Genomic DNA, 22,284 nt, shown 5'->3' with positions numbered 1-22,284 from the left:
CGGCACCGAGTTTGCACTCGTTGAGGGTCCGGACCGCTGCTTTCCCAATTGATAAGGAGCTATCCATGAGCAGAATCATGCGCAAGACCGCTGCGGGCGCCGTCCTGGGGGGATCGCTGCTGTTCACCGCGGGCCTTGGCATGGCCAACGCCGAGCCCCTGCCCGGCGCCAACATGGTCGACCTGGCCATCGGTAACGTCAAGATCCTGCAGAGCGCCAACCTCGACACCGCCGCCTCGGTGGCCGGTGCGGTCTGCAACATCAACACGTCGCAGGCCAACACCCTGGCCCAGCAGGCGAGCACCGCGAGCAGCGCGCAGACGATCTGCAACCTGCCCGCCGGCCCCGTGACGTTCTCGCAGGCCGGCTCCGTCACCGGCGGAACCGGACCCGCAGAGGCCCCGGTTGCGGGGACGCCGTACAACCCGACGAACCCGGTCAATCCCGCCAACCCGATGTACCCGGCCGAGCAGCCCCACTGATCCCGATGTCGACCTCACCGCCCGCACCCGCGCCCGGGGGCGGGCGGTGAGCCCTTTACAGGTCTCAACCGTGTACCGATTCAGCGGCGGCAACGCCGGCGACATCGTTGGTTGGCCCTGCGGCATCGATTTATGAGAGGTTTGTCGGCATGGCTCGACTGTTCGGTACCGATGGGGTGCGCGGCGTCGCCAACCAGGGTCTGACCGCTGAGTTGGCGCTGGCACTGGGTTCGGCCGCGGCCCGACGGCTGGGCAGCGTCGGCGGACACGCCCGGCGCGTGGCCGTGGTGGGCCGTGACCCCCGGGCCAGCGGCGAGATGCTCGAAGCCGCGGTGATTGCGGGCATTACCAGCGAGGGTGTGGACGCGCTTCGGGTGCGCATCCTGCCGACGCCCGCGGTGGCCTATCTGACCAGCGCGTATGACGCCGACTTCGGCGTGATGATCTCCGCGTCGCACAACCCGATGCCCGATAACGGCATCAAGATTTTCGGCCCCGGCGGCCACAAGCTCGACGACGCCACCGAGGACCGCATCGAGGAACTGGTCAGCTCCGGTCCCGGTAGCCGGCCGACCGGGGCCGGTATCGGTCGGGTCATCGACGCCGAGGACGCCATCGACCGGTACCTACGCCACGTCGGCAAGGCCCTGACGACCCGCCTCGACGGGCTCACGGTGGTCGTGGACTGCGCACACGGGGCCGCATCGGCCGCCGCTCCCCGGGCCTACCGCGCCGCCGGGGCGAACGTCATCGCGATCCACGCCGAGCCGGACGGCCTGAACATCAACGACGGTTGCGGCTCCACACACATGGAAACCCTGCAGTCGGCCGTGGTGTCCCACGGCGCCGATCTCGGACTCGCACACGACGGCGATGCCGACCGGTGCCTGGCCGTCGACGCCGCAGGCAACGTCATCGACGGTGACTCGATCATGGTGGTGCTCGCGCTGGCGATGCGGGAAGCCGGCGAACTGGCCTCCAACACGCTGGTGGCGACCGTGATGAGCAACCTCGGGCTGCACCTGGCGATGCGCGCGGCAGGCATCGAGGTCCGCACCACCGGTGTCGGCGACCGCTACGTGCTGGAAGAGTTGCGGGCGGGGGAGTACTCGCTCGGTGGAGAACAGTCGGGCCACATCGTGATGCCCGCGCTGGGCACCACCGGCGACGGCATCCTCACCGGCCTGCGGCTGATGTCGCGGATGGCCCAAACCCGTTCGCAGCTCGCTGATTTGGCCGCGCCGATGCAGACACTGCCACAGGTTCTGATCAACGTCGCGGTGGCTGACAAGGCGACGGTCGCCGATGCGCCGTCCGTGCGGTCCGCGGTCGCCGAGGCCGAGGCCGAACTCGGTGACACCGGACGAATTCTGTTGCGGCCCTCAGGAACCGAGCAAGTCGTGCGGGTGATGGTGGAGGCCGCCGACGTGGACACCGCGCGGCAGGTTGCGGTCCGGGTCGCCGAATCGGTCAGCGACCAGCGCTGAATCCGGGCGGAACCGGCGGTGTCTCGCCGGCGTCATAGCCTGCATGGGAGAACGACCGGCCACCCTGGTCGATATCGCGGCGTTGTCCGGCATCGCCCGCCAATTCGAGATCGTCGCCGACATCGTCGACAGCGCCGCGCGGCGACACCTGTCGGGTGTGGCATTCAACGGCGCCACGGCGGGCCGTATGCACGTCGGGCATGGTGACGCGTTACGCGCCGCCGTCGACCACATCGGAGATCAACTGCACCAGTGGTCGCGGGCCGCCGCCGAGATCGGCGCCGTACTACGGACGTCGGCGCAGCGCTATTCCGATGCCGACGCCCGCGCGGCCGACCGAGTGGGTTAGTGATGGCCGACAAATTCGATGTGTCTTCGCGGTTGGCCGAAGGCCGTCCCGCCGTCGACAACGTGCAGAACTACGTGTGGGCCTGTCAGCTGCTGGGCTACCAGAATCCGGACCTGACCCTGCACGCCTCGCAGGTGCGCGACTGGTACGGCAGCGAGGACGGGCTGGACCTGCGGACCCTGGATGCCGACCGCGCCGCTCTGGAATCCGTGGTGGCGGCGACGCAGGATGCGCTGGCCCGCCAGGACGACCAACTCGCCGAACTCGCCGCCGTCTGGCACGGACCCGGTGCGGACGCCTCACAACAATTCCTGCGTCGCCATGTCGAGGCATCGGTGACGGTGGCGGCCGCCGTGCGTACCGCCACCGAGGCGCTCACCACTCTGCGGGACAACCTGTGGCACGCGGTCGACGGAAAGGTGGTCGCAGCCACCGCCATCGACGAACGGACACAAGCCCAGCGCCCCGATTGGCTGGCCGCCGCACAGACCGTCGCGACCGGAGCGGGTGATCGCGCAGCGGCCAGCGAGGTGATCGACCAGTCGGTGAAACCTTTCGTGGACAACGATATTCGCACAGACTGGCTTTCGGCGATGCGCGAAGCGATGGCAGCGACAACGGACGCCTACGACGCGGCCCTGTCTGAGTTGGGCTCCGAGGCGCTGGCCGTGTTCGACGTCCCCGGCGATCTCGGGCCGTCGTGGACGCCACCTCGGGTGGACGACACCGCGAACACACCGGCCGCCGGAGTTACGGCCCCGGCGTCCGCGACGCCGGCAACCCTTCCCGGCGCCGGGTCGCCGGTGTGGAGCGTGCCCGCCGCGGTGCCACCCCCGCCGCCGATGCCCTCACCGCCCTCGGAGTGGACGGCGCCGGCGCCGCCCCTCGACCCGGCGGCTGCCGTGCCCGCCGCGGCCGTGCCCGCGATGCCGTCACCGAGCGGCCTCGGCGGTGGCGCTCCCGATATCGGCAGCGGCCTTTCGGGATTCGGCCAGCAGCTCGCCGACACCCTCGGGAGCCTGTTCGACAACTCGTCGGGCGACGCGCTGCCGGAACCGGCCGAGCTCGAGCCGCCCGATGCCGAGGAGCTCGACGAGTCCGACACCATCGACGACGAGCCCGACGACGAGTCCGACACCATCGACGAGGAATCCGACGCCGAACCCGACGAGGAACTGACCGAGGAATCCGACGACGAACTCGGCCGCGACCCTACTGCCGACATGTGCGCTGCCGGCGAAGAGCCCGTCGATCCGGCGGCCGACGATCTGTCCACCGAGCCGCCGCCTGCGCCTGCGCCCACGTCCGTGCCTGAGCCGCCGACGACACCAGCGCCAGCGGCGCCATTCGAGCCGATCCCGCCGCCGAGTCCGGCCGGCCCGGCGGAGCCGGCGGCAACTCCCTGTGAGATCGCCGCAGACGAACTTCCGCAGGTCGGCGAGTCACCCGGGTAGCCTGCGACCCGTGATGTTGTGCGTGCCAGGAGCCGCGTATCACCGTCACCATCCGTCAGGGTGTCGCCGGCGTGGCGGCGTCCTCGGCACCTACGTCACCACCGCACTCGTGCACGGCGCACCAAGATCGCCGCCTAGAACCGTTGGGCCGGCGTCAGATCGTCTCGGCCCGGCATGCCAGCGCCGCGCTGACGAAGGCGTCGCGAGCCAGGCTGCTCACCGCGGCATTCCAAATCAGGGTCACGCGGCTCGGCGCGATGTCGCCGATCGGGATCACCCGTACATCCGGCCGCCGGTAGAACTTCGTCGTCGAACGTGGCAGGACGGCGAAACCTTCCTGAGCGGCAACGAGTTCCAGCTTCTCCTCGACGGTCGACACCATCTTTTGCGAGGAAGCGCGGCGCTGGTCGGGCTCGGCGATCGCATACCACTCCGGAACAGTGCCAGGGTCCTGTAGCAGCCGACGGGACGCAAGGTCAGCCAACCGCAGCGACGGCTTGTCCGCCAGCGGATCCGCGGTCGAGACCAGCGCGTCCCGCGGCTCCTCTAGCAACGGGGCCGTTCCCAGCCCATGGTGATCGATGGGCTCCCGCGCGTAGACGACGTCGACGTCACCGCGCTGTACCACGGTCACCTGCTCTGCCCACCGCACCTGAACGACCTCGGCGCGGTGCCCGGCGTCGGCCGATTCGAACCGCCGCACGGCGGCCGTCGCGAGCAGCCCGGGCATCACCCCGACAGTCACGGTGACCGTCGGTGTTGCTGCCTGAAACAGCCTTTGCCGCAATGCCTTCGACTCGGCAAGCAGAAACTTGGCGTCCTCGAGCAGCTGGGTACCCGCGGCCGTCAGCCGAGTTCCCCGGGAGTCGCGGTCGAACAACTGCACGCCGAGTTCGCCCTCGAACGAGCGGATCTGGCGGGACAGCACCGGCTGCGCGATGTGCAGGCGATCGGCGGCCCGGCCAAAGTTCAGCTCCTCGGCCACCGTCACGAAGTAGCGGAGCTTGCGCATGTCCAGATCCGCCGTCGTCATACCCCAAGGGTATCGCTCGTCGACGAAAAGGGTCTTGGACGGCTCACGGCTACCCGCGAACAGTGGAGCCATGAGCTTGAAGAACTCACGAGTCCTTGTCATCGGCGGCACGTCCGGTATCGGCCTGAGCGTCGCCTCCGCCGCGGCCGAACGCGGTGCCGTACCGATAGTCGTCTCGCGGCGCCAGTCCAGCGTCGACCACGCCATCTCTCAACTGCCCGACGGTGCGCGCGGCGCCACCGTGGACCTCGCCGATCCGGCATCGTTGGACCGGTTGGCCGCCGACCTCGGGCAGGTCGATCACTTGGTCTACACCGCTGGCGATGCGCTCGAGATGGCGTCCCTGCCAGACCTCACACCAGAGGTCATCAACCGGCTCCTCTTCGTCCGGTATGTCGGTGCCCTCAGCGCGGTGCGGGTGTTCGCGCCGCGCATGGCGACGGGCGGGTCGGTCACGCTCACCAGCGGCACGGCCGGTGAACAGTACGGCTTCGGAGTGCTGCCCGTGAGCATCTGCAAGGCGATGAACGGAGTGACAAAGGCGCTGGCCGTCGAACTTGCTCCGCTGCGGGTCAACGCCGTGGCGCCGGGTGTTGTGCGCACCCCGCTGTGGGACACGATCGGCGACGCCGATCGACAGGCGATGTATGACCAAGCGGCACAGCGGCTTCCACTCGGCCGGGTCGGAGAGGTTGCCGATATCGCGCGGGCTTACATCTACCTGATGGAGCAGGAATACGGGACCGGCGTCATCCTGACCGTGGATGGCGGCACCGTCCTCGTCTAGGCCCCGGAACTAGGGCAGAAGGTCGCGCAGTTCCTCCACGAACCGCAGGGCCTCGCGGCGATCGCCCGAAAGTGTTTGCAGCAGAAGCGTGGTGGCTCCGCCCTCGGCATAAGCGGCAATGCGCTCCTTGACGTAGCCGCGCGGACCCACCAACGACACGTTGCGCACCAGATCGTCGGGCACGGCGTCGGTGGCCTCGCTCTTCTTGCCTGCGAGATAGAGATCCTGGATGTGGTCGGCGAGGTCGCCGTACCCGTAGCGCGTGGCCAGGTTGTGGTAGAAGTTGCGCCCGCGGGCGCCCATGCCGCCGATGTAAAGTGCCAACTGTGGTTTCGCCCAGGCCAATCGATCCTCCACATTGTCACCGATGGCCAGGGGGGCACTCACCATGACATCCAGCGGACCCAGCGCCGGATCACGCTTGGCGAAGCCGGCCCGAAGTGATTCGCCCCATACGTCATCCGCCTTCTCCGGATAGAAGAACACCGGCTGCCAGCCTTCGGCGATCTCGGCGGTGAGCTCCACGTTCTTCGGTCCCAATGCCGCGATTGTTATCGGAATGCTTTGGCGGACAGGGTGATTGATGAGCTGTAGCGGCTTGCCCAGGCCGGTGCCCTGGTCGGCAGGCAACGGAATCCGGTAATACTTCCCGTCGTATTGCACCCGCTCGCGCCGCCACACCTGCCGGCAGATGTCGACCACCTCGCGGGTGCGGCCCAGCGGCGCGTCGAACGGCACGCCGTGGAAGCCCTCCACCACCTGCGGGCCCGACGTGCCGATGCCCAATCGGAAGCGGCCGTTCGACACGTAGTCCAGCCCGGCGGCCGTCATGGCCAGTAGCGACGGCGTCCGGACGTAGATCGGCACCACTCCGGAGCCCAGCTCGATTCGCGACGTCTTCGCGGCCAGGAAGCCGAGTTGGCTGATCGCGTCGTAGGAGTACGCCTCGGCGACCAGCGCAATGTCGACGCCGATCTTCTCCAACTCGACGACCTCGTCGGCAGCCTCGGCAAAATTCGAGTAGCCGCCGTCCGCATAACTCAGAAAAGTCCCGGTCCGCATCATCTGATGTATACACCAACCAGTTGGTTGAGATTGCCTCAGGGTTTCAGGAGGGCGATCACTTTGTCTTCGAGATCCACCGGGTCGTCGGCGAACGGATCGATGGCCGGCGCCTTGGCCAGATCGATTTCGGGGTCGGCGAAGTCACGGTAGGTCTTGTCGCCGGCCAAGAGGTGCAGCAGGTAGCCGGTCGTCAGCGCGCGCACCGCCTTCTGGGTGCTGCGGTCCGCGCCGGGCAGCCCGACCATTCGGGCCAGTCGTCGGCCTTCGACCATGCCACCGGCCTTGGCCTTGTTCATCGTCCGCAGCGTCGCGCTCTTCCATGCCCGACCCAGCTCCACCGCGTTGGACCGCAGCGTCATCGGATCGCCAGGCGCGGTCAAGATCAGACCGGGCACCTCAAGCGTCGCCGCGGGATCCTCGGCGGGCGGCTTGGTCGCCGTGGGAAACATCGCCACCACAGCCTTGAGACCGTGCGGCCCGTGTGGCATGCCGGCCGCCGCGAACACCGCCGCGGACCCGCCGAAGCCGTGCCCGACGACACCGAGCTTGCCCGGGTGCACGCTGATCTTTCCCGGACCCAGCCGCACACCTGAGATGATGTCGAGTGTCGTGCCCAGATCGAACGCCAGGTTGAGCACCGAGGGCGCGATCCCGGTCTCCGTGTCGGGCGCCGCCGCGACGATGCCCCACGAAGCCAGGTGCTCGAGGGTGGCGTGATAGCGGTCGGTCCGGGCAAGCCAGTCGTGACCGAACGCCACGCCGGGCAGATTCATCCCGGATTCGGGGGTGTAGACCACTCCCCGGAGTCCAGCAAACGCCAGGTCGCCGCGCAAAACCCGGTTCGGGCCCCGACGGGTCAGAGCGGCGAAGAGCTTCTTCGTGCGGGCCACCCGATGACCGTAGCCCACTGGGTGTGATGGCCACCGCGCGTGGTGGTCCGGACTCTGCCGTACGGTGCCCAGTGGATCCCTTTGCTGTCGTCCCGATGGACGACATTTTTCAGCCGTAGTGGAAGTTTTTTGCTCTCAATTGAGTGTGCTGCGGCTCGGTGCATTACCCTAGGTTGCTATGTGCGGAATCGTCGGTTATGTCGGGCAGCGTCCGGCGTGTGGCATCGTCGTCGATGCCCTTCGTCGAATGGAATACCGCGGTTACGACTCCTCCGGCGTCGCGTTGCTGGACGGTACGGGCGGCCTGACGGTCAGCCGCCGCGCGGGCCGACTGGCCAATCTGGAATCGGCGCTCGGCGCGGCTGATGCGGCCACCCTCCACGGCAGCACGGGACTCGGCCACACCCGCTGGGCGACGCACGGACGTCCCACCGACCGCAACGCCCACCCGCACCGCGACGCGGCAGGAAAGGTCGCGGTCGTCCACAACGGGATCATCGAGAACTTCGCGGCGCTGCGCTCCGAGCTGGAGTCTGCAGGCGTCGAGTTCGCCAGCGACACCGACACCGAGGTCGCCGTCCATCTCGTCGCCCGGGAGTACCAGGGCGGGCAGAACGCCGGCGATTTCGCGGCGTCCGTGTTGGCCGTGTTGCGCCGGCTGGAGGGCCACTTCACGCTGGTGTTCGCCAACGCCGACGAGCCCGGCACCATCGTCGCCGCCCGACGCTCCACGCCGTTGGTGCTCGGCGTCGGCGACGGTGAGATGTTCATCGCCTCGGACGTTGCCGCGTTCATCGAACACACCCGTGACGCCGTCGAACTCGGCCAGGATCAGGCTGTCGTGCTGACCGCCGACGGCTACCGGATCACTGACTTCGACGGCACGGACGCCGTCGACTTCCGCGAGTTTCATATCGACTGGGACATGTCGGCTGCTGAAAAGGGCGGCTACGAGTACTTCATGCTCAAGGAGATCGCCGAGCAGCCCGCCGCGGTCGCCGACACGCTGCTCGGGCACTTCGCCGACAACCGCATCATCCTCGACGAACAACGACTGAGCGACCAGGAACTCCGCGAGGTCGACAAGGTGTTCGTGGTGGCGTGCGGCACGGCCTATCATTCCGGGCTGCTGGCCAAGTACGCGATCGAGCACTGGACCCGGCTGCCTGTCGAGGTCGAGCTGGCCAGCGAGTTCCGTTACCGTGACCCGGTTCTGGACCGGCACACCCTGGTCGTCGCGATCTCGCAGTCCGGCGAGACGGCCGATACCCTGGAAGCGGTCCGGCACGCCAAGGCGCAGAAGGCCAAGGTGCTGGCGATCTGCAACACCAACGGAAGTCAGATCCCGCGCGAATGCGATGCGGTGCTCTACACCCGCGCCGGGCCGGAGATCGGCGTGGCGTCCACGAAGACGTTCCTGGCGCAGGTCGCCGCCAATTACCTTGTCGGTCTGGCGCTTGCGCAGGCCCGCGGTACCAAGTACGCCGACGAGGTCGAGCGGGAGTACCGCGACCTGGAAGCGATGCCCGAGCTGATCGAGCGCATGCTGACGATGATGAACCCCGTCACCGCCTTGGCGCACCGGTTCGCCGAATCGCAGACCGTGCTGTTCCTCGGACGCCATGTCGGCTACCCGGTGGCCCTCGAGGGTGCGCTCAAGCTCAAGGAATTGGCGTACATGCACGCCGAGGGCTTCGCTGCGGGTGAGCTCAAGCACGGGCCGATTGCGTTGATCGAGGACAACCTGCCGGTGATCGTCGTGATGCCGTCGCCGAAGAACTCGTCGATGTTGCACGCCAAGCTGCTGTCGAACATCCGGGAGGTCCAGGCCCGCGGCGCGACCACCATCGTCATCGCCGAGGAGGGCGACGATACGGTCCGGCCGTACGCTGACCATCTGATCGAAATACCAGCCGTGTCAACGCTTTTCCAGCCTCTGCTTTCGACGATTCCGCTCCAGGTGTTCGCCGCAGGTGTCGCGCAGGCGCGCGGCTACGACGTCGACAAGCCACGTAATCTGGCGAAGTCCGTCACCGTCGAGTAGGCGTGCCACCCCGTCGCGCCGCCGGTCCTGCTTCTTCCCGGCCGCAACGCGCCCACTCCGATGTGGCGGGTCAACATCGCGGGCATGTGCCGGCACCGCGCCGGATTGCCTCGCCCTGCTTGGCACGTCGATGCCCAGGATGTTCCCAAATGATCAACTGCGCGCCCTCGAGGCACCGGTGCTTGCGCTGATCGGCGGCCGCAGCGTGATCCACGACACCAACCGCGCAGCGGCGCGGGCACGACCCCCTGTTGCGCCGCGGCGACGTGGAATTGTGGCCGGATGCCTCGCACGCCATCAACGGCGAGTATCCGACGGAGATCGCCGAGCGTGCGGGCCGGTTCAGGGGGGCCGCCGACGGGCTCAGCTGACGCATGGCCCGGTCGCCACCGGATCTCCGGTGCCGACTGCCGCCAAATGTGGCTCGACCTGGGCAGCGGAGAGGGCGAATCCGGTGCTGGGCTCGTCGGTCTCCGACCCGAAAGCCAGGCCCAGCACATGTCCGGTCATATCGAGGAGCGGGCCACCGCTTTCGCCGTGCGGCACGACTTGGCCGCGGCCACCGCTGATGATGTAGACCTCACGGCTCGTCTTCGTCGTCCGGTAGATGTCGGGGCCGTCGAGTTGGATCCGATCGACGATCCGCACCGGTGTCACGACCAAAGACATGCCACCGGGGTATCCCATCAACAAGGCCTTGGTGCCGACCGCTGCGGGGACGTTGCCGAAAGGCAGCGGTGGTGCCGGCAAGCTCGGCACGTCCACCACGGCGACATCAGTGGCCGAGTCATACGAGACCACGTGTGCGTCATAGACCGCGCCGCCGATGTCCACCGAAACCTTGTCGCCGCCGGCGACGACGTGAGCCACGGTCAGCACCCGGTTCGGTGCCACGACAAAGCCGGTGCCGTCGAGCAACTTCTGACAGGTATGCGCTTCCGTGTGAACCTTCACGACGCTGCGCCGCGCGGTGGCGACGTCGACGTCATGATCGGGTTGAGGAGCCTGCGTTTCCTCCGAACGTGTGGTGAACGGCCTGTCTGCCCACCGTTCCACGACTGGAGCACAACCGAGCAGTGTGCCCAGTGACAGGGCGATGACGGCAAGCATCGAGGGCGCGACGCGCAGTCGCCTCATAGGAAGACACTAGAGGGCGGACCCAATCGCCGACGACGGAGCCGCGACGGCACGTAGCCTGTCAGGTGCGGGCACGTCGAGCAGAACGGGAGCTGATGCGGTACTACTACTCCGCCGACGCGATCCGAGAAGCCGAAGCGCCGCTGCTGGCGTCGCTGCCCGAAGGCGGGCTGATGCAGCGGGCGGCGTACGGCCTGGCCACCGTGATCGCCCGCGAGCTGAGGCTCCTCACCGGCGGCGTGGCAGGCAGGACCGTGTGCGCGGTCGTCGGCTCCGGCGACAACGGCGGCGACGCGCTGTGGGCGTCGGCGTTCCTGCGCAGGCGCGGCGCCAACGTCGCCGCCGTCTTGCTCAATCCGGATCGCACCCACGACAAGGCCCTGTCCGCATTCGTCCGCGCCGGCGGCAGGGTGGTACAAAAGCCGCCCGCCACAACCGATCTGGTGATCGACGGGGTGGTCGGCATCTCGGGTTCGGGCTCGTTGCGGCCGAACGCGGCCGAGGTGTTCGCCGGTATCGACGATGCCGGGACCCCGGTCGTGGCGGTCGACATCCCCAGCGGCCTCGCTGTGCAGACCGGCGCCTCCGACGGCCCACACGTGAAGGCGGCGCTGACCGTCACATTCGGCGGCCTCAAGCCCGTTCATGCGCTGGGCGAGTGCGGTCGCGTCGAACTGGTGGACATCGGTCTGGACCTGCAGCCGTCGGACATGGTGAGTCTGGCCGCGGCCGACGTCGAGGCGCTCTGGCCGGTGCCCGGTGCCAAGGACGACAAATACACCCAGGGCGTCACCGGCGTCCTGGCCGGATCATCCACCTACCCCGGGGCGGCGATCCTGTGCACCGGCGCAGCGGTGGCCGCCACGTCGGGAATGGTTCGGTATGCGGGAAGTGCGGCCGCCGAGGTGGTTTCGCACTGGCCGGAGGTGGTGGCGGCGCCCGATGCGGGCGCTGCGGGACGAGTGCAGGCGTGGGTCGTCGGGCCCGGTCTCGGCACCGACGACAACGGAGCGGCGGCGCTGTCGTTTACGCTTGACACCACGTTGCCCGTCATCGTCGACGCCGACGCGCTGACCATCTTGGCCGCGCATCCCAACCTCGTCGCCGACCGTACTGCGCCGACTGTATTGACCCCGCACGCAGGGGAATTCGCCCGGATAGCCGGATCGCCCCCCGGCGACGACCGCGTCGCCGCTGCGCGCAGACTCGCCGATCGGCTCGGCGCCACGGTGCTCCTCAAGGGCAACGTCACCGTCATCGCCGAGCCCGGTGGACCGGTTTTCCTCAACCGCGCGGGCCAATCGTGGGCCGCCACCGCAGGTTCCGGTGATGTGCTCTCCGGCATCATCGGAGCGCTGCTCGCCGCCGGTTTGCCCACCGGCCGGGCGGCGGCGGCCGCGGCATTCGTGCATGCCCGGGCGGCCAACCTGTCCGCCGAGGACCCCGGGCCCCGACCCGCGCCGACGTCGGCGTCGCGCATCCTCGCTCACGTGCGCAACGCCGTCGCCGACCTGTAAACCCAACCGAAAGGACTGCCATGTCGCGCAAGCGCACTCACGCACCGCAGATCGCCCCGGCCTATACCGGGCGGTTTTCCATGGCACCGGTGCCCTCGCTGCGATTGCCTGACGAGAGCATGGATCCCGACGCCGCCTACCGATTCATTCACGACGAACTGATGCTGGACGGCAGCAGCCGGCTGAATCTGGCCACGTTCGTGTCTACCTGGATGGATCCGCAGGCGGAAAAGCTGATGGCGGAAACGTTCGACAAGAACATGATCGACAAGGACGAGTATCCGGCTACCGCCGCCATCGAGGCACGGTGCGTGTGCATGGTCGCCGACCTGTTCCACGCCGAGGACCTCCGCGACGACGACCCGGCCAGCGCCACCGGGGTGTCGACGATCGGATCGAGCGAGGCGGTGATGCTGGCCGGGCTGGCGATGAAGTGGCGCTGGCGCGAGAAGGTCGGCAAAGACTGGAAGGGCCGCACGCCGAACATGGTGATGGGCTCCAACGTCCAGGTGGTGTGGGAGAAGTTCTGCCGTTACTTCGACGTCGAGCCGCGCTACCTGCCGATGGAGAAGGACCGCTACGTCATCACGCCAGAACAGGTGCTGGCGAACGTCGACGAAAACACGATCGGTGTGGTCGCGATCCTCGGCACCACGTTCACCGGCGAGCTCGAACCCATCGTTGAGATCTGCGCCCAGCTCGACAAGCTGGCGGCGGATGGCGGACTCGACGTTCCCGTGCATGTCGACGCCGCCAGCGGCGGCTTCGTGGTGCCGTTTCTGCACCCCGACCTGGTTTGGGACTTCCGGCTGCCACGGGTGGTGTCGATCAACGTCAGCGGGCACAAGTACGGCTTGACCTACCCGGGCATCGGCTTCGTGGTCTGGCGCAGCCACGAGTACCTGCCCGAGGACCTGGTCTTCCGGGTCAATTACCTCGGCGGCGATATGCCGACCTTCACGCTCAACTTCTCTCGCCCGGGCAATCAAGTGATCGGCCAGTACTACAACTTCCTGCGACTCGGCCGCGCCGGCTACGGGCAGGTGATGCGGTCCCTGTCGCAGACCGCGCGATGGCTGGGCGACGAACTGCGAAACGGCGAGCATTTCGAGGTGATCACCGATGGCTCGGCGATCCCTGTCGTCAGCTTCCGGCTGGCGGGCGATCCCGGCTACACCGAGTTCGACGTCTCGTACGCGCTGCGCGCCTTCGGCTGGCAGGTGCCTGCCTACACCATGCCCGACAACGCCAATGACATCGCCGTGCTGCGCATCGTGGTGCGAGAAGGGTTCTCCGCCGACATGGCCCGGGCGCTACGCGATGACATGCTGACCGCATTGGCCCACCTCGAAGAACTCAAGCCGAAGGGGCACTTCGATACGCTGCAGCCCTTCGCGCACTGATACGTCAGGCTGATTGCCGCGTCTTGCCGAGCTGGATTCACGGTCGCCTCGCATTGGCGGTGATTGCTCATCGACCAGCGCCGGTTCTGCCAGTGACGAGGGACTCGGGGTGAGTCAGCCGTCAAGGTCGTTACAGGTGTCTTCCTCAAGTCGGGCATCACGGGAACGCGTTGAAGTGGTTTCGAAAGGTCATGCGGTCGATAGAGCCAGCCAGCAACCTCCCGCCGCGCTCTGGGACAATTAGCCGGGGTGACATGACAATGCAGACAACCGAGCTCACGACGTCGTCAAACGCGGCCGCCGAGGCCGTGGTGGACCTCGACGCCATCGCGCACAACGTGCGGTTGTTGCGTGAGTACGCCGGAGCGGCCGAGGTGATGGTGGTCGTCAAGGCCGACGGGTACGGCCACGGCGCCCACCGAGGTCGGACGGGCCGCACTCGCGGCGGGCGCCGCCGAACTCGGTGTCGCCACCGTCGACGAGGCGCTGGCGCTGCGCCGCGACGGCATCACCGCACCCGTCGTCTCGTGGCTTCATCCGCCCGGCACCGACTTCGCCCCCGCGGTGGCGGCCGATGTCCAGATCGCGGTGTCGTCGGTGCGGCAACTCGACCAGCTGAGGGACGCGGTCACCCGCACCGGCCGTGTCGCGAGCGTCACCGTCAAGGTCGACACCGGGCTGACCCGCAACGGTGTCGCCGCCGCCGACTTTCCCGCGATGCTCACCGCGTTGAAGCGGGCACGGTCCGACGGGCAAATCCGGTTACGCGGCATCATGTCGCATCTGGCGCACGGCGACGTCCCCGGCCATCCCTTCAACGATGTTCAGGCTCAACGGTTGCGCGACATGCTGGCCGAGGCCCACGACGAGGGTGTGGCTTTCGAAGTCACCCACCTATCGAACTCGCCGTCCGTGTTGACGCGGCCCGATCTGGCCTTCGACATGGTCCGGCCCGGCATCGCGGTGTATGGACAGACACCGATTCCGGAGCGCGGCGACATGGGGTTGCGGCCGGCGATGACGTTGAGATGCTCGGTGGCACTGGTCCGCTCGGTGCGGGCCGGCGACGGGGTGTCCTACGGTCACACCTGGATCGCCGACAGGGACACCACCGTGGCGCTGTTGCCGATCGGCTATGCCGACGGCGTGTTCCGGAACCTCGGCGACCGTATCGACGTGCTGATCAACGGCCGGCCCCGCCGCAGCGTCGGACGCATCTGCATGGACCAGTTCGTGGTCGATCTCGGCCCGGATCACGTCGACGTCGCCGAGGGTGATGACGCCATCCTGTTCGGCCCGGGCAGCCAGGGGGAGGCCACCGCGCAGGATTGGGCTGACCTGCTCGGCACCATCAACTATGAAATCGTCACGAGTCCACGCGGCCGGGTCACCCGAACATACCGCGGCACGACGGGCCGAAGCCGTTGAGCGAGAAGGAGCCCGAACAGTCGAAGGCGCGCAGGCCGATGGCCGGATGGCTGGCGGGTGCAGCCGGGGTGACCGCGGTGGGCACCGCCGCGGGCGTCTCCGTCGCGCGGTCGCTGCGCCGGCGGGTCAGCTCCGACGACCCGTACGCAGACGAGGACTTCGAACTTCTCGGCGCCGACCGCGGATCTGTCGTCACGACTCCCGACGGGGTGCCACTGGTGGTCCGTGAGGTCGGACCCCAGGATGCGCCATTGACCGTCGTCTTCGCACACGGTTTCTGCCTGCGGATGGGCGCGTTTCACTTTCAGCGCGCACGGCTGATCGACCAGTGGGGCGCGCAGGTGCGGATGGTGTTCTACGACCAACGCGGCCACGGCCAGTCGGGTGAAGCGTCACCGGATTCCTACACGGTGACGCAGCTGGGTAAGGATTTGGAAACCGTGCTGGCAGTGATGGCGCCGCGTGGCCCCGTCGTTCTGGTGGGCCATTCGATGGGTGGCATGACGGTGCTGTCCCATGCCCGCCAGTTCCCTCAGCGGTACCCGACCCGTGTCGTGGGGGTGGCACTCATCGCGTCTGCAGCCGAAGGTGTTTCGCGTTCGCCGCTGGGTGAGATCCTGAAAAACCCGGCGCTGGAGGCCGTCCGCTTCGCGGTCCGCTATGCCCCGAAGACCGTGCACCGCACCCGCGGGGCCGCCAAGTCGGTGATCGCCCCGATTCTGCGGGCCGCGTCGTTCGGCGGCGAGAAGGTCAGCCCCAGCGTCGTCGCGTTCTCGGAGAAGATGATGCACGAGACGCCGATTGTGACCCTCGTCGAGTTCCTGCACGCACTCGAGGTGCACGACGAGACCGACGCCCTGACCTCCCTCGCGAAGGTGCCGACGCTGATCGCCTGCGGCGACCACGATCTGCTCACCCCCATGGAGCGCTCGCAGGCGATGGCCGCCGAACTGCCGAAGTCCGAGCTGGTGATCGTAGCTGGTGCAGGCCATCTGGTGCAGCTGGAAGAGCCCGAAGTGATCGACGACGCGCTGGTCCGACTCGTTGAGCGGGCGACGCCGTCGCGGCTGGTCAGGTTGACCCGGCGGGTGCGTGAACGGGCCAGGCGACATGGCTGACGACACCGCCGGCGAGGCCGCCCGGTCGGGGAGCGGAACTGCCGAGCTGCCGACCGCCGAGGACACGATTGCGCTCGGCGCCCGACTCGGCGGCCGACTTGCGGCCGGAGATGTCGTCGTGCTGTCGGGGCCTTTGGGAGCGGGAAAGACCGTGCTTGCCAAGGGGATCGCCGAAGGGCTGAACGTCGAGGGCCCGGTGACGTCGCCGACCTTCGTGCTGGCCCGCGTGCACCGGGCGCGCCGGGTCGGCGGGCCTACGATGGTCCATGTCGACCTGTACCGGCTGCTCGACCACGCATCGGTCGACTTGCTCGCGGAGCTGGACTCGCTGGATCTCGACACCGACCTCGATGACGCGGTGGTCGTGGTCGAGTGGGGAGAAGGGCTCGCAGAGCGACTCTCCGATACCCACCTCGACATCCGGCTTGAGCGTGGTCCCGATTCTGAAGCGCGCAAAGCGATCTGGCAGTGGAGCCGGTGATGAGTCAACTGATCCTGGCCATCGACACGGCCACCCCGGCGGTGACGGCCGGTGTCGTCCGGCTTGATGGCACCAGTGTGGAGGCGCTCGCCGAGCGCATCACCGTCGACGCCCGTGCACACGCCGAACGACTCACCCCGAACGCGGTCGGCGCCCTCGCCGACGCGGGGCTCACCGTGGCGGAGCTCGACGCCGTCGTCGTGGGTTGTGGGCCGGGACCTTTCACGGGCCTGCGGGTGGGGATGGCCACCGCGGCGGCTTACGGGCACGCGCTGGCGATCCCGGTGTACGGGGTGTGCAGTCTGGATGCCATCGGTATCGAGACCGCAGCCACCGCAGGCGAGGTTCTCGTGGTCACCGACGCCCGTCGTCGGGAGGTGTACTGGGCGCGTTACCGCGGCGGCGTGCGGGTCGACGGACCGGCCGTGAGCGCGCCCGCCGACGTCCCCGCCGGCGGGGACGCGGTCGCCGGCTCACCGGATCACGCGGCGCTGTTCGAGCTGCCGCGACTGTCACCGGCTTATCCGACGGTGTCGGGACTGGTTGGCGCCGTTGCCGATTGGACTGCCGAGCCGGCCGCGCTGGTGCCACTTTACCTGCGCAGACCCGACGCCAAGCCACGGCCGGACCAACCGGTGGTGGCCCGGTGACGGTCGTGTACGGCCCGCTGCACCGGACCGACGCCGCACGGTGCGCCGAGCTGGAAGCGCAGCTGTTCGGCGGCGACGACCCGTGGCCGGCCCGCGCATTTCTGGCCGAGCTCGAAGCCAAGCACAACCATTACGTCGCCGCCCGTGCCGACGGCAAGCTCGTCGGCTATGCCGGCATTGCGCGGCTCGGGCGGAAGCGCCCGTTCGAATACGAGATCCACACCATCGGCGTCGATCCCGAATATCAAGGTCGGGGCATCGGCAGGCGGCTGCTGAGCGAAACGTTCACGATCGCCGCGGACGGTGTGATCTTCCTGGAGGTCAGAACCGACAACGCGACCGCGATTGCTCTCTACGAAAGCGAAGGATTCGCCAAAATCGGTGTACGCAAGCGCTATTACCGTGCCAGCGGTGCCGATGCCTACACCATGCAACGTCTCCCCCCTGGGAAGCCGGTATGACGATCATCCTCGCAATCGAGAGCTCCTGCGACGAAACCGGAGTCGGTATCGCCGAATTGGCCCAGGACGGTGCCGTCACATTACTCGCCGACGAAGTAGCCTCCAGCGTCGATGAGCACGCGCGGTTCGGTGGCGTCGTACCCGAGATCGCCTCGCGGGCCCACCTTGAGGCACTCGGGCCCACCATGCGCCGTGCGCTGGAAGCAGCGGGTGTGACACGGCCCGACGTCGTGGCGGCCACCATCGGGCCGGGGCTGGCGGGTGCATTGTTGGTGGGAGTCGCCGCGGCCAAGGCATATTCGGCTGCCTGGCAGGTGCCGTTCTACGCGGTCAATCATCTCGGTGGTCACCTCGCCGCCGACGTCTACGACCACGGCCCGCTGCCCGAGAGCATCGGCCTGCTGGTGTCCGGTGGCCATACCAACCTCCTGCACGTGCGGTCGCTGGGCGAGCCGATCGTCGAACTCGGCAGCACCGTCGATGATGCGGCGGGGGAGGCCTACGACAAGGTCGCCCGTCTACTGGGCCTCGGATATCCCGGCGGCAGGGTGCTCGACGATCTGGCGCGTGAGGGCGACCGCGATGCGATCGCGTTTCCTCGCGGCATGACCGGACCGCGCGACGACCTGCATGCGTTCAGCTTCTCCGGCCTGAAGACCGCGGTCGCGCGGTATGTGGAGGCCAACGCGGGCCGGCCCGATTACCACCCTGCGGACGTCGCCGCGGGCTTCCAGGAAGCGGTGGCCGACGTGCTGACGATGAAGGCCGTCCGCGCCGCCACGGACTCAGCGGTGTCGACACTGTTGATCGCCGGCGGGGTGGCGGCGAACTCGCGGTTGCGCGAGTTGGCCGAGCAGCGATGTGCAGCGGCCGGGTTGACGCTGCGGATCCCGAGGCCGCGGCTGTGCACGGACAACGGTGCGATGATCGCGTCCTTCGCGGCACACCTCATCGCCGCGGGCGCATCGCCGTCGCCGCTGGACGCGGCCAGCGATCCGGGTCTCCCCGTGGTGAAAGGACAAGTGGCTTGAATGCCCGAAGACGAGCGCGAGTGAGGATCGTAGTGAGGCACGAGTGAGGACCGGAGCGCGCGGGAGTCGAGGCGTGAGTACGGCTGACGACAAGCTGGCCGTCACCGAACTGCTGTACCGCTATGCGGAGCTGATCGACGCCGGCGACTTCGACGGGGTCGGCGAGCTGCTCGCCAGGGCGACGTTCCGCGGGACGGGGCCGCGGGGGGCGTCGGGGGCTGAGGCGATCGTGAAGATCTACGCGGCGACCACCCGTCGCTACCCCGACCACGGCAACACACCGCGCACCCGGCACCTCGTGCTCAACCCGATCGTCGAGGTGAGCGGGCCGCGAACCGCGACCTCTCGCTCGACCTTCTGCGTCATGCAGGTCACCGAGACGGTGCCGTTGCAGCCGATCGTGGTGGGTCGCTACTTGGATGCTTTCAGTTGCGACGATACCGGCTGGTACTTCACCGAGCGTCAGGTCGAGGTGCAGATGGTGGGGGATGTGTCGGCCCACTTGACGGTCGACCCGACGGGTTTCGGCGCGTAGGCGTGATCGCGACGCGTGGGCGCGCACAGGGGTGACCTTGAGTGCTAGCACTCGCATGTATAGAGTGCTAGGTGGCAGGTGGCCAACCCCCTGCGCCGGCACCCGCGACGACGGCGCAACGGACACGGACGCATGCCGAACACCTGGTAATCAACCCAGGTCCGGGGCTGTCCCGGGCCTACACCCGAACTAAGTGGAGGGCTCCATCGTGGCGAGCGTGAACATCAAGCCACTCGAGGACAAGATCCTCGTTCAGGCCAACGAGGCCGAGACCACGACCGCGTCCGGTCTGGTCATCCCTGACACCGCCAAGGAGAAGCCGCAGGAAGGCACCGTTGTCGCCGTCGGCCCCGGCCGGTGGGACGAGGACGGCGAGAAGCGGATTCCGCTGGACGTGTCGGAAGGCGACACCGTCATCTACAGCAAGTACGGCGGCACCGAGATCAAGTACAACGGCGAGGAGTACCTGATCCTGTCCGCCCGCGACGTGCTGGCGATCGTCAACAAGTAAGCACCCGTGTCCCGCCCCGGAGATCCCCGTAGTCACGGGTGATTTCCGGGGCGGAATGCTTGGTGCCTGAACATCAGTCAGGAATAGACATATGAGCAAGCAGATCGAGTTCAACGAAACTGCGCGCCGCGCAATGGAAGCCGGTGTCGACAAGCTCGCCGGTGCGGTGCGCGTGACGCTCGGCCCGCGCGGCCGCAACGTGGTGCTGGCCAAGGCGTTCGGTGGCCCGCAGGTCACCAACGACGGCGTTACGGTCGCCCGCGAGATCGAGCTGGAGGACCCGTTCGAGAACCTCGGCGCACAGCTGGTGAAGTCGGTGGCCACCAAGACCAACGACGTGGCCGGCGACGGCACCACCACCGCGACCGTGCTGGCGCAGGCGATCGTGAAGGCGGGGCTGCGGCAGGTCGCCGCGGGCGCCAACCCGATCGCCCTGGGTCTGGGCATCAACAAGGCCGCCGACGCGGTGTCGGAGGCGCTGCTGGCCTCCGCCACGCCGATCAAGGACAAGAACGGCATCGCGCAGGTCGCCACCGTCTCCTCGCGCGACGAGGAAATCGGCGAGCTGGTCGGCGAAGCGATGACCAAGGTGGGTCACGACGGCGTCGTCTCCGTCGAGGAGTCGTCGACGCTGAACACCGAGTTGGAGATCACCGACGGCGTCGGGTTCGACAAGGGGTTCATCTCCGCGTACTTCATCACCGACTTCGACTCGCAGGAAGCCGTGCTCGAGGACGCGCTGGTATTGCTGCATCGCGAGAAGGTCAGCTCGCTGCCGGACCTGCTGCCGCTTCTGGAGAAGGTGGCCGAGAGCGGTAAGCCCCTCCTGATTGTTGCCGAGGACGTGGAGGGCGAGGCCCTTTCCACGTTGGTGGTCAACGCGATTCGCAAGACGCTGAAGGCCGTCGCGGTGAAGGCGCCGTTCTTCGGTGACCGGCGCAAGGCCTTCCTCGATGACCTCGCGGTGGTCACTGGCGGCCAGGTCGTCAACCCCGACGTCGGTCTGTTGCTTCGCGAGGTCGGCCTCGAGGTGCTCGGCAGCGCGCGGCGTGTCGTGGTGACCAAGGACAGCACCACGATCGTCGACGGTGGCGGCAGCAAGGAGGCCATCGACGGCCGTTCCGCGCAGCTGCGGGGCGAGATCGAGAACACCGATTCGGACTGGGATCGCGAGAAGCTCGAGGAGCGGCTCGCCAAGCTGTCCGGCGGGGTTGCCGTGATCAAGGTCGGAGCGGCCACCGAGACGGCGCTCAAGAAACGCAAGGAAAGCGTCGAGGACGCTGTCGCTGCCGCCAAGGCGGCGGTGGAAGAGGGCATCGTCGTCGGCGGCGGCGCAGCACTGGTGCAGGCGCGTTCGGCACTCAAGGCGCTGCGCGAGTCGTCGACCGGTGACGAGGCCCTGGGCGTCGAGGTGTTCGCCTCGGCGCTGTCGGCGCCGCTGCACTGGATCGCCGCCAACGCCGGGCTCGACGGTGCGGTAGTGGTGAACACGGTGGCCGAGCTGCCCGCCGGTCAGGGGTTCAACGCCGCCACGCTGGCCTACGGCGATCTGGTTGCCGACGGCATTGTCGACCCGGTCAAGGTCACCCGGTCGGCGGTTTTGAACGCGGCGTCGGTCGCCCGGATGGTGCTCAGCACCGAGACGGCAGTGGTGGACAAGCCGGCCGAGGACGAAGACCACGGCCACGGTCATCACGGCCACGCGCACTAGAAACACCCGTCGAAGCACCCCCGGTCCTGTTTGGGCCGGGGGTGTTCTCTATGCGGCAGCCGGTCGGAGGCCGAGCCGGATCACGCCTCGGACGGCGTAGGCGTCTTGGACCTCGGACGGGTGCGGAGCCGGTCCTTGGCTCTCTCGGATGGACTCCAGGTGGTCGGCCTGGTGTTGTCCATCGCGCCGTGGATCGGCGGATACGCCGGCGACGGTGCGGCCTGGGTGTCGTGGTTCGGCGGGGTGGCGCTGATGTTGCTCACGGGGGCGGCCTACATCGCCGACGAGGCGGGCGCAGTGACCGCAACCGAGAGAATCAAGGCCCTTGCCAAATACCAGTCGCAGCTCGCTAATCCATCGGACCCGGTCCCAACAGCTGCGATTGCATCGATCGGGCCGGCCGAGATCGACGCGCGTCGGGGTTTCGACGACGCGCTGCCCGTCAGACCCGGACATGGTGCCGATTACTGACGGCAGCACCTGCGTGTGTACGACCTGAGTGATCATGGGCGCCGCTCGTCTTCAACTGAACACAACCGGGACCGCGGCGGTGGAACAGCATGGCCGTGGAAGAACATCACGGCCATCGTCATCGTGGCCGCGTGCAGTATTTATTTGAGACGGCCCGCGGCTGACCGCCGGGGACCGTTTCGTTTCTGATCCGGCATTGGTCCGGCGCGGGCGGAATGATCCGCGCCTGGAGTGGTTAC

The 22,284-nt window shown here is 67.9% G+C and carries 21 protein-coding genes and 1 pseudogene; 18 read left to right on the top strand and 4 right to left on the bottom strand.

All coding sequences use genetic code 11. The features are described from left to right. The first annotated feature begins 65 nt into the window (after positions 1 to 65). The 4 genes from ACVWWN_RS34920 (at position 66) to ACVWWN_RS34905 (ending at position 3,772) form a co-directional block, all read left to right on the top strand. On the top strand, positions 66 to 482 hold the full coding sequence (locus tag ACVWWN_RS34920; RefSeq protein WP_457147926.1) for a hypothetical protein: 417 nt from the start codon (positions 66 to 68) through the stop codon (positions 480 to 482). 149 nt (positions 483 to 631) lie between these two features. After that, on the top strand, positions 632 to 1,969 hold the full coding sequence (glmM, locus tag ACVWWN_RS34915; protein WP_457147925.1) for a phosphoglucosamine mutase: 1,338 nt from the start codon (positions 632 to 634) through the stop codon (positions 1,967 to 1,969). Between the two features lie 43 nt (positions 1,970 to 2,012). Next, entirely contained in the window at positions 2,013 to 2,318 is a 306-nt protein-coding gene (locus ACVWWN_RS34910; RefSeq protein WP_457147924.1) for a type VII secretion target, read from the top strand. 2 nt (positions 2,319 to 2,320) lie between these two features. Continuing rightward, a complete protein-coding gene (locus tag ACVWWN_RS34905; protein ID WP_457147923.1) occupies positions 2,321 to 3,772 on the top strand; it encodes a hypothetical protein in 1,452 nt (483 codons plus the stop codon). Positions 3,773 to 3,926: 154 nt separating this feature from the next. On the opposite strand, the gene ACVWWN_RS34900 is transcribed toward ACVWWN_RS34905, so the two are convergent. Continuing rightward, complete coding sequence (locus ACVWWN_RS34900; protein ID WP_457147922.1) at positions 3,927 to 4,805, bottom strand: LysR family transcriptional regulator; 879 nt, start codon at positions 4,803 to 4,805, stop codon at positions 3,927 to 3,929. 70 nt (positions 4,806 to 4,875) lie between these two features. Here ACVWWN_RS34900 and ACVWWN_RS34895 point away from each other — a divergent pair, with 70 nt between their 5' ends. Beyond that, positions 4,876 to 5,592, top strand: a complete 717-nt coding sequence (locus ACVWWN_RS34895) for an SDR family oxidoreductase (RefSeq protein ID WP_457147921.1) — start codon at positions 4,876 to 4,878, stop codon at positions 5,590 to 5,592. 9 nt (positions 5,593 to 5,601) lie between these two features. On the opposite strand, the gene ACVWWN_RS34890 is transcribed toward ACVWWN_RS34895, so the two are convergent. After that, positions 5,602 to 6,654 carry an LLM class F420-dependent oxidoreductase gene (locus ACVWWN_RS34890; RefSeq protein WP_457147920.1) on the bottom strand — a complete coding sequence of 351 codons (1,053 nt, stop codon included), beginning with the start codon at positions 6,652 to 6,654 and terminating at the stop codon, positions 5,602 to 5,604. 38 nt (positions 6,655 to 6,692) lie between these two features. Next, on the bottom strand, positions 6,693 to 7,547 hold the full coding sequence (locus ACVWWN_RS34885) for a dienelactone hydrolase family protein (RefSeq protein ID WP_457147919.1): 855 nt from the start codon (positions 7,545 to 7,547) through the stop codon (positions 6,693 to 6,695). 178 nt (positions 7,548 to 7,725) lie between these two features. On the opposite strand from ACVWWN_RS34885, the gene glmS reads away from it, so the two are divergent. Next, positions 7,726 to 9,591 (top strand): glutamine--fructose-6-phosphate transaminase (isomerizing), encoded by a 1,866-nt coding sequence (gene glmS / locus ACVWWN_RS34880; protein ID WP_457147918.1) that lies wholly within the window; start codon positions 7,726 to 7,728, stop codon positions 9,589 to 9,591. A gap of 363 nt (positions 9,592 to 9,954) precedes the next feature. On the opposite strand, the gene ACVWWN_RS34875 is transcribed toward glmS, so the two are convergent. Continuing rightward, positions 9,955 to 10,728: a trypsin-like peptidase domain-containing protein gene (locus ACVWWN_RS34875; RefSeq protein WP_457147917.1), complete on the bottom strand. Its 774-nt coding sequence runs from the start codon at positions 10,726 to 10,728 to the stop codon at positions 9,955 to 9,957. Positions 10,729 to 10,823: 95 nt separating this feature from the next. Here ACVWWN_RS34875 and ACVWWN_RS34870 point away from each other — a divergent pair, with 95 nt between their 5' ends. From ACVWWN_RS34870 to ACVWWN_RS34815, 12 genes and pseudogenes are all read left to right on the top strand, one after another. Continuing rightward, on the top strand, positions 10,824 to 12,245 hold the full coding sequence (locus tag ACVWWN_RS34870; RefSeq protein WP_457147916.1) for an NAD(P)H-hydrate dehydratase: 1,422 nt from the start codon (positions 10,824 to 10,826) through the stop codon (positions 12,243 to 12,245). 20 nt (positions 12,246 to 12,265) lie between these two features. After that, complete coding sequence (locus ACVWWN_RS34865) at positions 12,266 to 13,648, top strand: glutamate decarboxylase (protein WP_457147915.1); 1,383 nt, start codon at positions 12,266 to 12,268, stop codon at positions 13,646 to 13,648. A gap of 260 nt (positions 13,649 to 13,908) precedes the next feature. Continuing rightward, positions 13,909 to 15,076, top strand: a pseudogene (gene alr / locus ACVWWN_RS34860) (alanine racemase). Between the two features lie 38 nt (positions 15,077 to 15,114). Continuing rightward, on the top strand, positions 15,115 to 16,194 hold the full coding sequence (locus ACVWWN_RS34855; protein ID WP_457149397.1) for an alpha/beta fold hydrolase: 1,080 nt from the start codon (positions 15,115 to 15,117) through the stop codon (positions 16,192 to 16,194). Then, complete coding sequence (gene tsaE, locus ACVWWN_RS34850) at positions 16,187 to 16,675, top strand: tRNA (adenosine(37)-N6)-threonylcarbamoyltransferase complex ATPase subunit type 1 TsaE (RefSeq protein WP_457147914.1); 489 nt, start codon at positions 16,187 to 16,189, stop codon at positions 16,673 to 16,675. The genes ACVWWN_RS34855 and tsaE overlap by 8 nt, the downstream gene beginning before the upstream one ends. Beyond that, the gene (tsaB, locus tag ACVWWN_RS34845; protein ID WP_457147913.1) at positions 16,675 to 17,325 is read left to right on the top strand and encodes a tRNA (adenosine(37)-N6)-threonylcarbamoyltransferase complex dimerization subunit type 1 TsaB; all 651 of its coding nucleotides are present in this window, start codon (positions 16,675 to 16,677) and stop codon (positions 17,323 to 17,325) included. The genes tsaE and tsaB overlap by 1 nt, the downstream gene beginning before the upstream one ends. After that, the gene (rimI, locus tag ACVWWN_RS34840; protein ID WP_457147912.1) at positions 17,322 to 17,786 is read left to right on the top strand and encodes a ribosomal protein S18-alanine N-acetyltransferase; all 465 of its coding nucleotides are present in this window, start codon (positions 17,322 to 17,324) and stop codon (positions 17,784 to 17,786) included. Before tsaB ends, rimI begins: the two co-directional genes overlap by 4 nt. Then, complete coding sequence (gene tsaD / locus ACVWWN_RS34835; RefSeq protein ID WP_457147911.1) at positions 17,783 to 18,817, top strand: tRNA (adenosine(37)-N6)-threonylcarbamoyltransferase complex transferase subunit TsaD; 1,035 nt, start codon at positions 17,783 to 17,785, stop codon at positions 18,815 to 18,817. Before rimI ends, tsaD begins: the two co-directional genes overlap by 4 nt. A gap of 73 nt (positions 18,818 to 18,890) precedes the next feature. After that, entirely contained in the window at positions 18,891 to 19,352 is a 462-nt protein-coding gene (locus ACVWWN_RS34830) for a nuclear transport factor 2 family protein (RefSeq protein WP_457147910.1), read from the top strand. Positions 19,353 to 19,560: 208 nt separating this feature from the next. After that, positions 19,561 to 19,863 carry a co-chaperone GroES gene (groES, locus tag ACVWWN_RS34825; RefSeq protein ID WP_066982812.1) on the top strand — a complete coding sequence of 101 codons (303 nt, stop codon included), beginning with the start codon at positions 19,561 to 19,563 and terminating at the stop codon, positions 19,861 to 19,863. A 91-nt stretch (positions 19,864 to 19,954) separates the two neighbouring features. Next, positions 19,955 to 21,574, top strand: coding sequence for a chaperonin GroEL (groL, locus tag ACVWWN_RS34820; protein ID WP_457147909.1), 1,620 nt, complete (start codon positions 19,955 to 19,957; stop codon positions 21,572 to 21,574). A gap of 135 nt (positions 21,575 to 21,709) precedes the next feature. After that, the gene (locus ACVWWN_RS34815) at positions 21,710 to 22,045 is read left to right on the top strand and encodes a hypothetical protein (protein WP_457147908.1); all 336 of its coding nucleotides are present in this window, start codon (positions 21,710 to 21,712) and stop codon (positions 22,043 to 22,045) included. Positions 22,046 to 22,284 lie beyond the last annotated feature (239 nt).

Source organism: Mycobacterium sp. URHB0021, from assembly GCF_054057895.1.
Note: the sequence above shows the minus strand (reverse complement) of the source record. Positions and strands in the feature narration are given on the sequence as shown.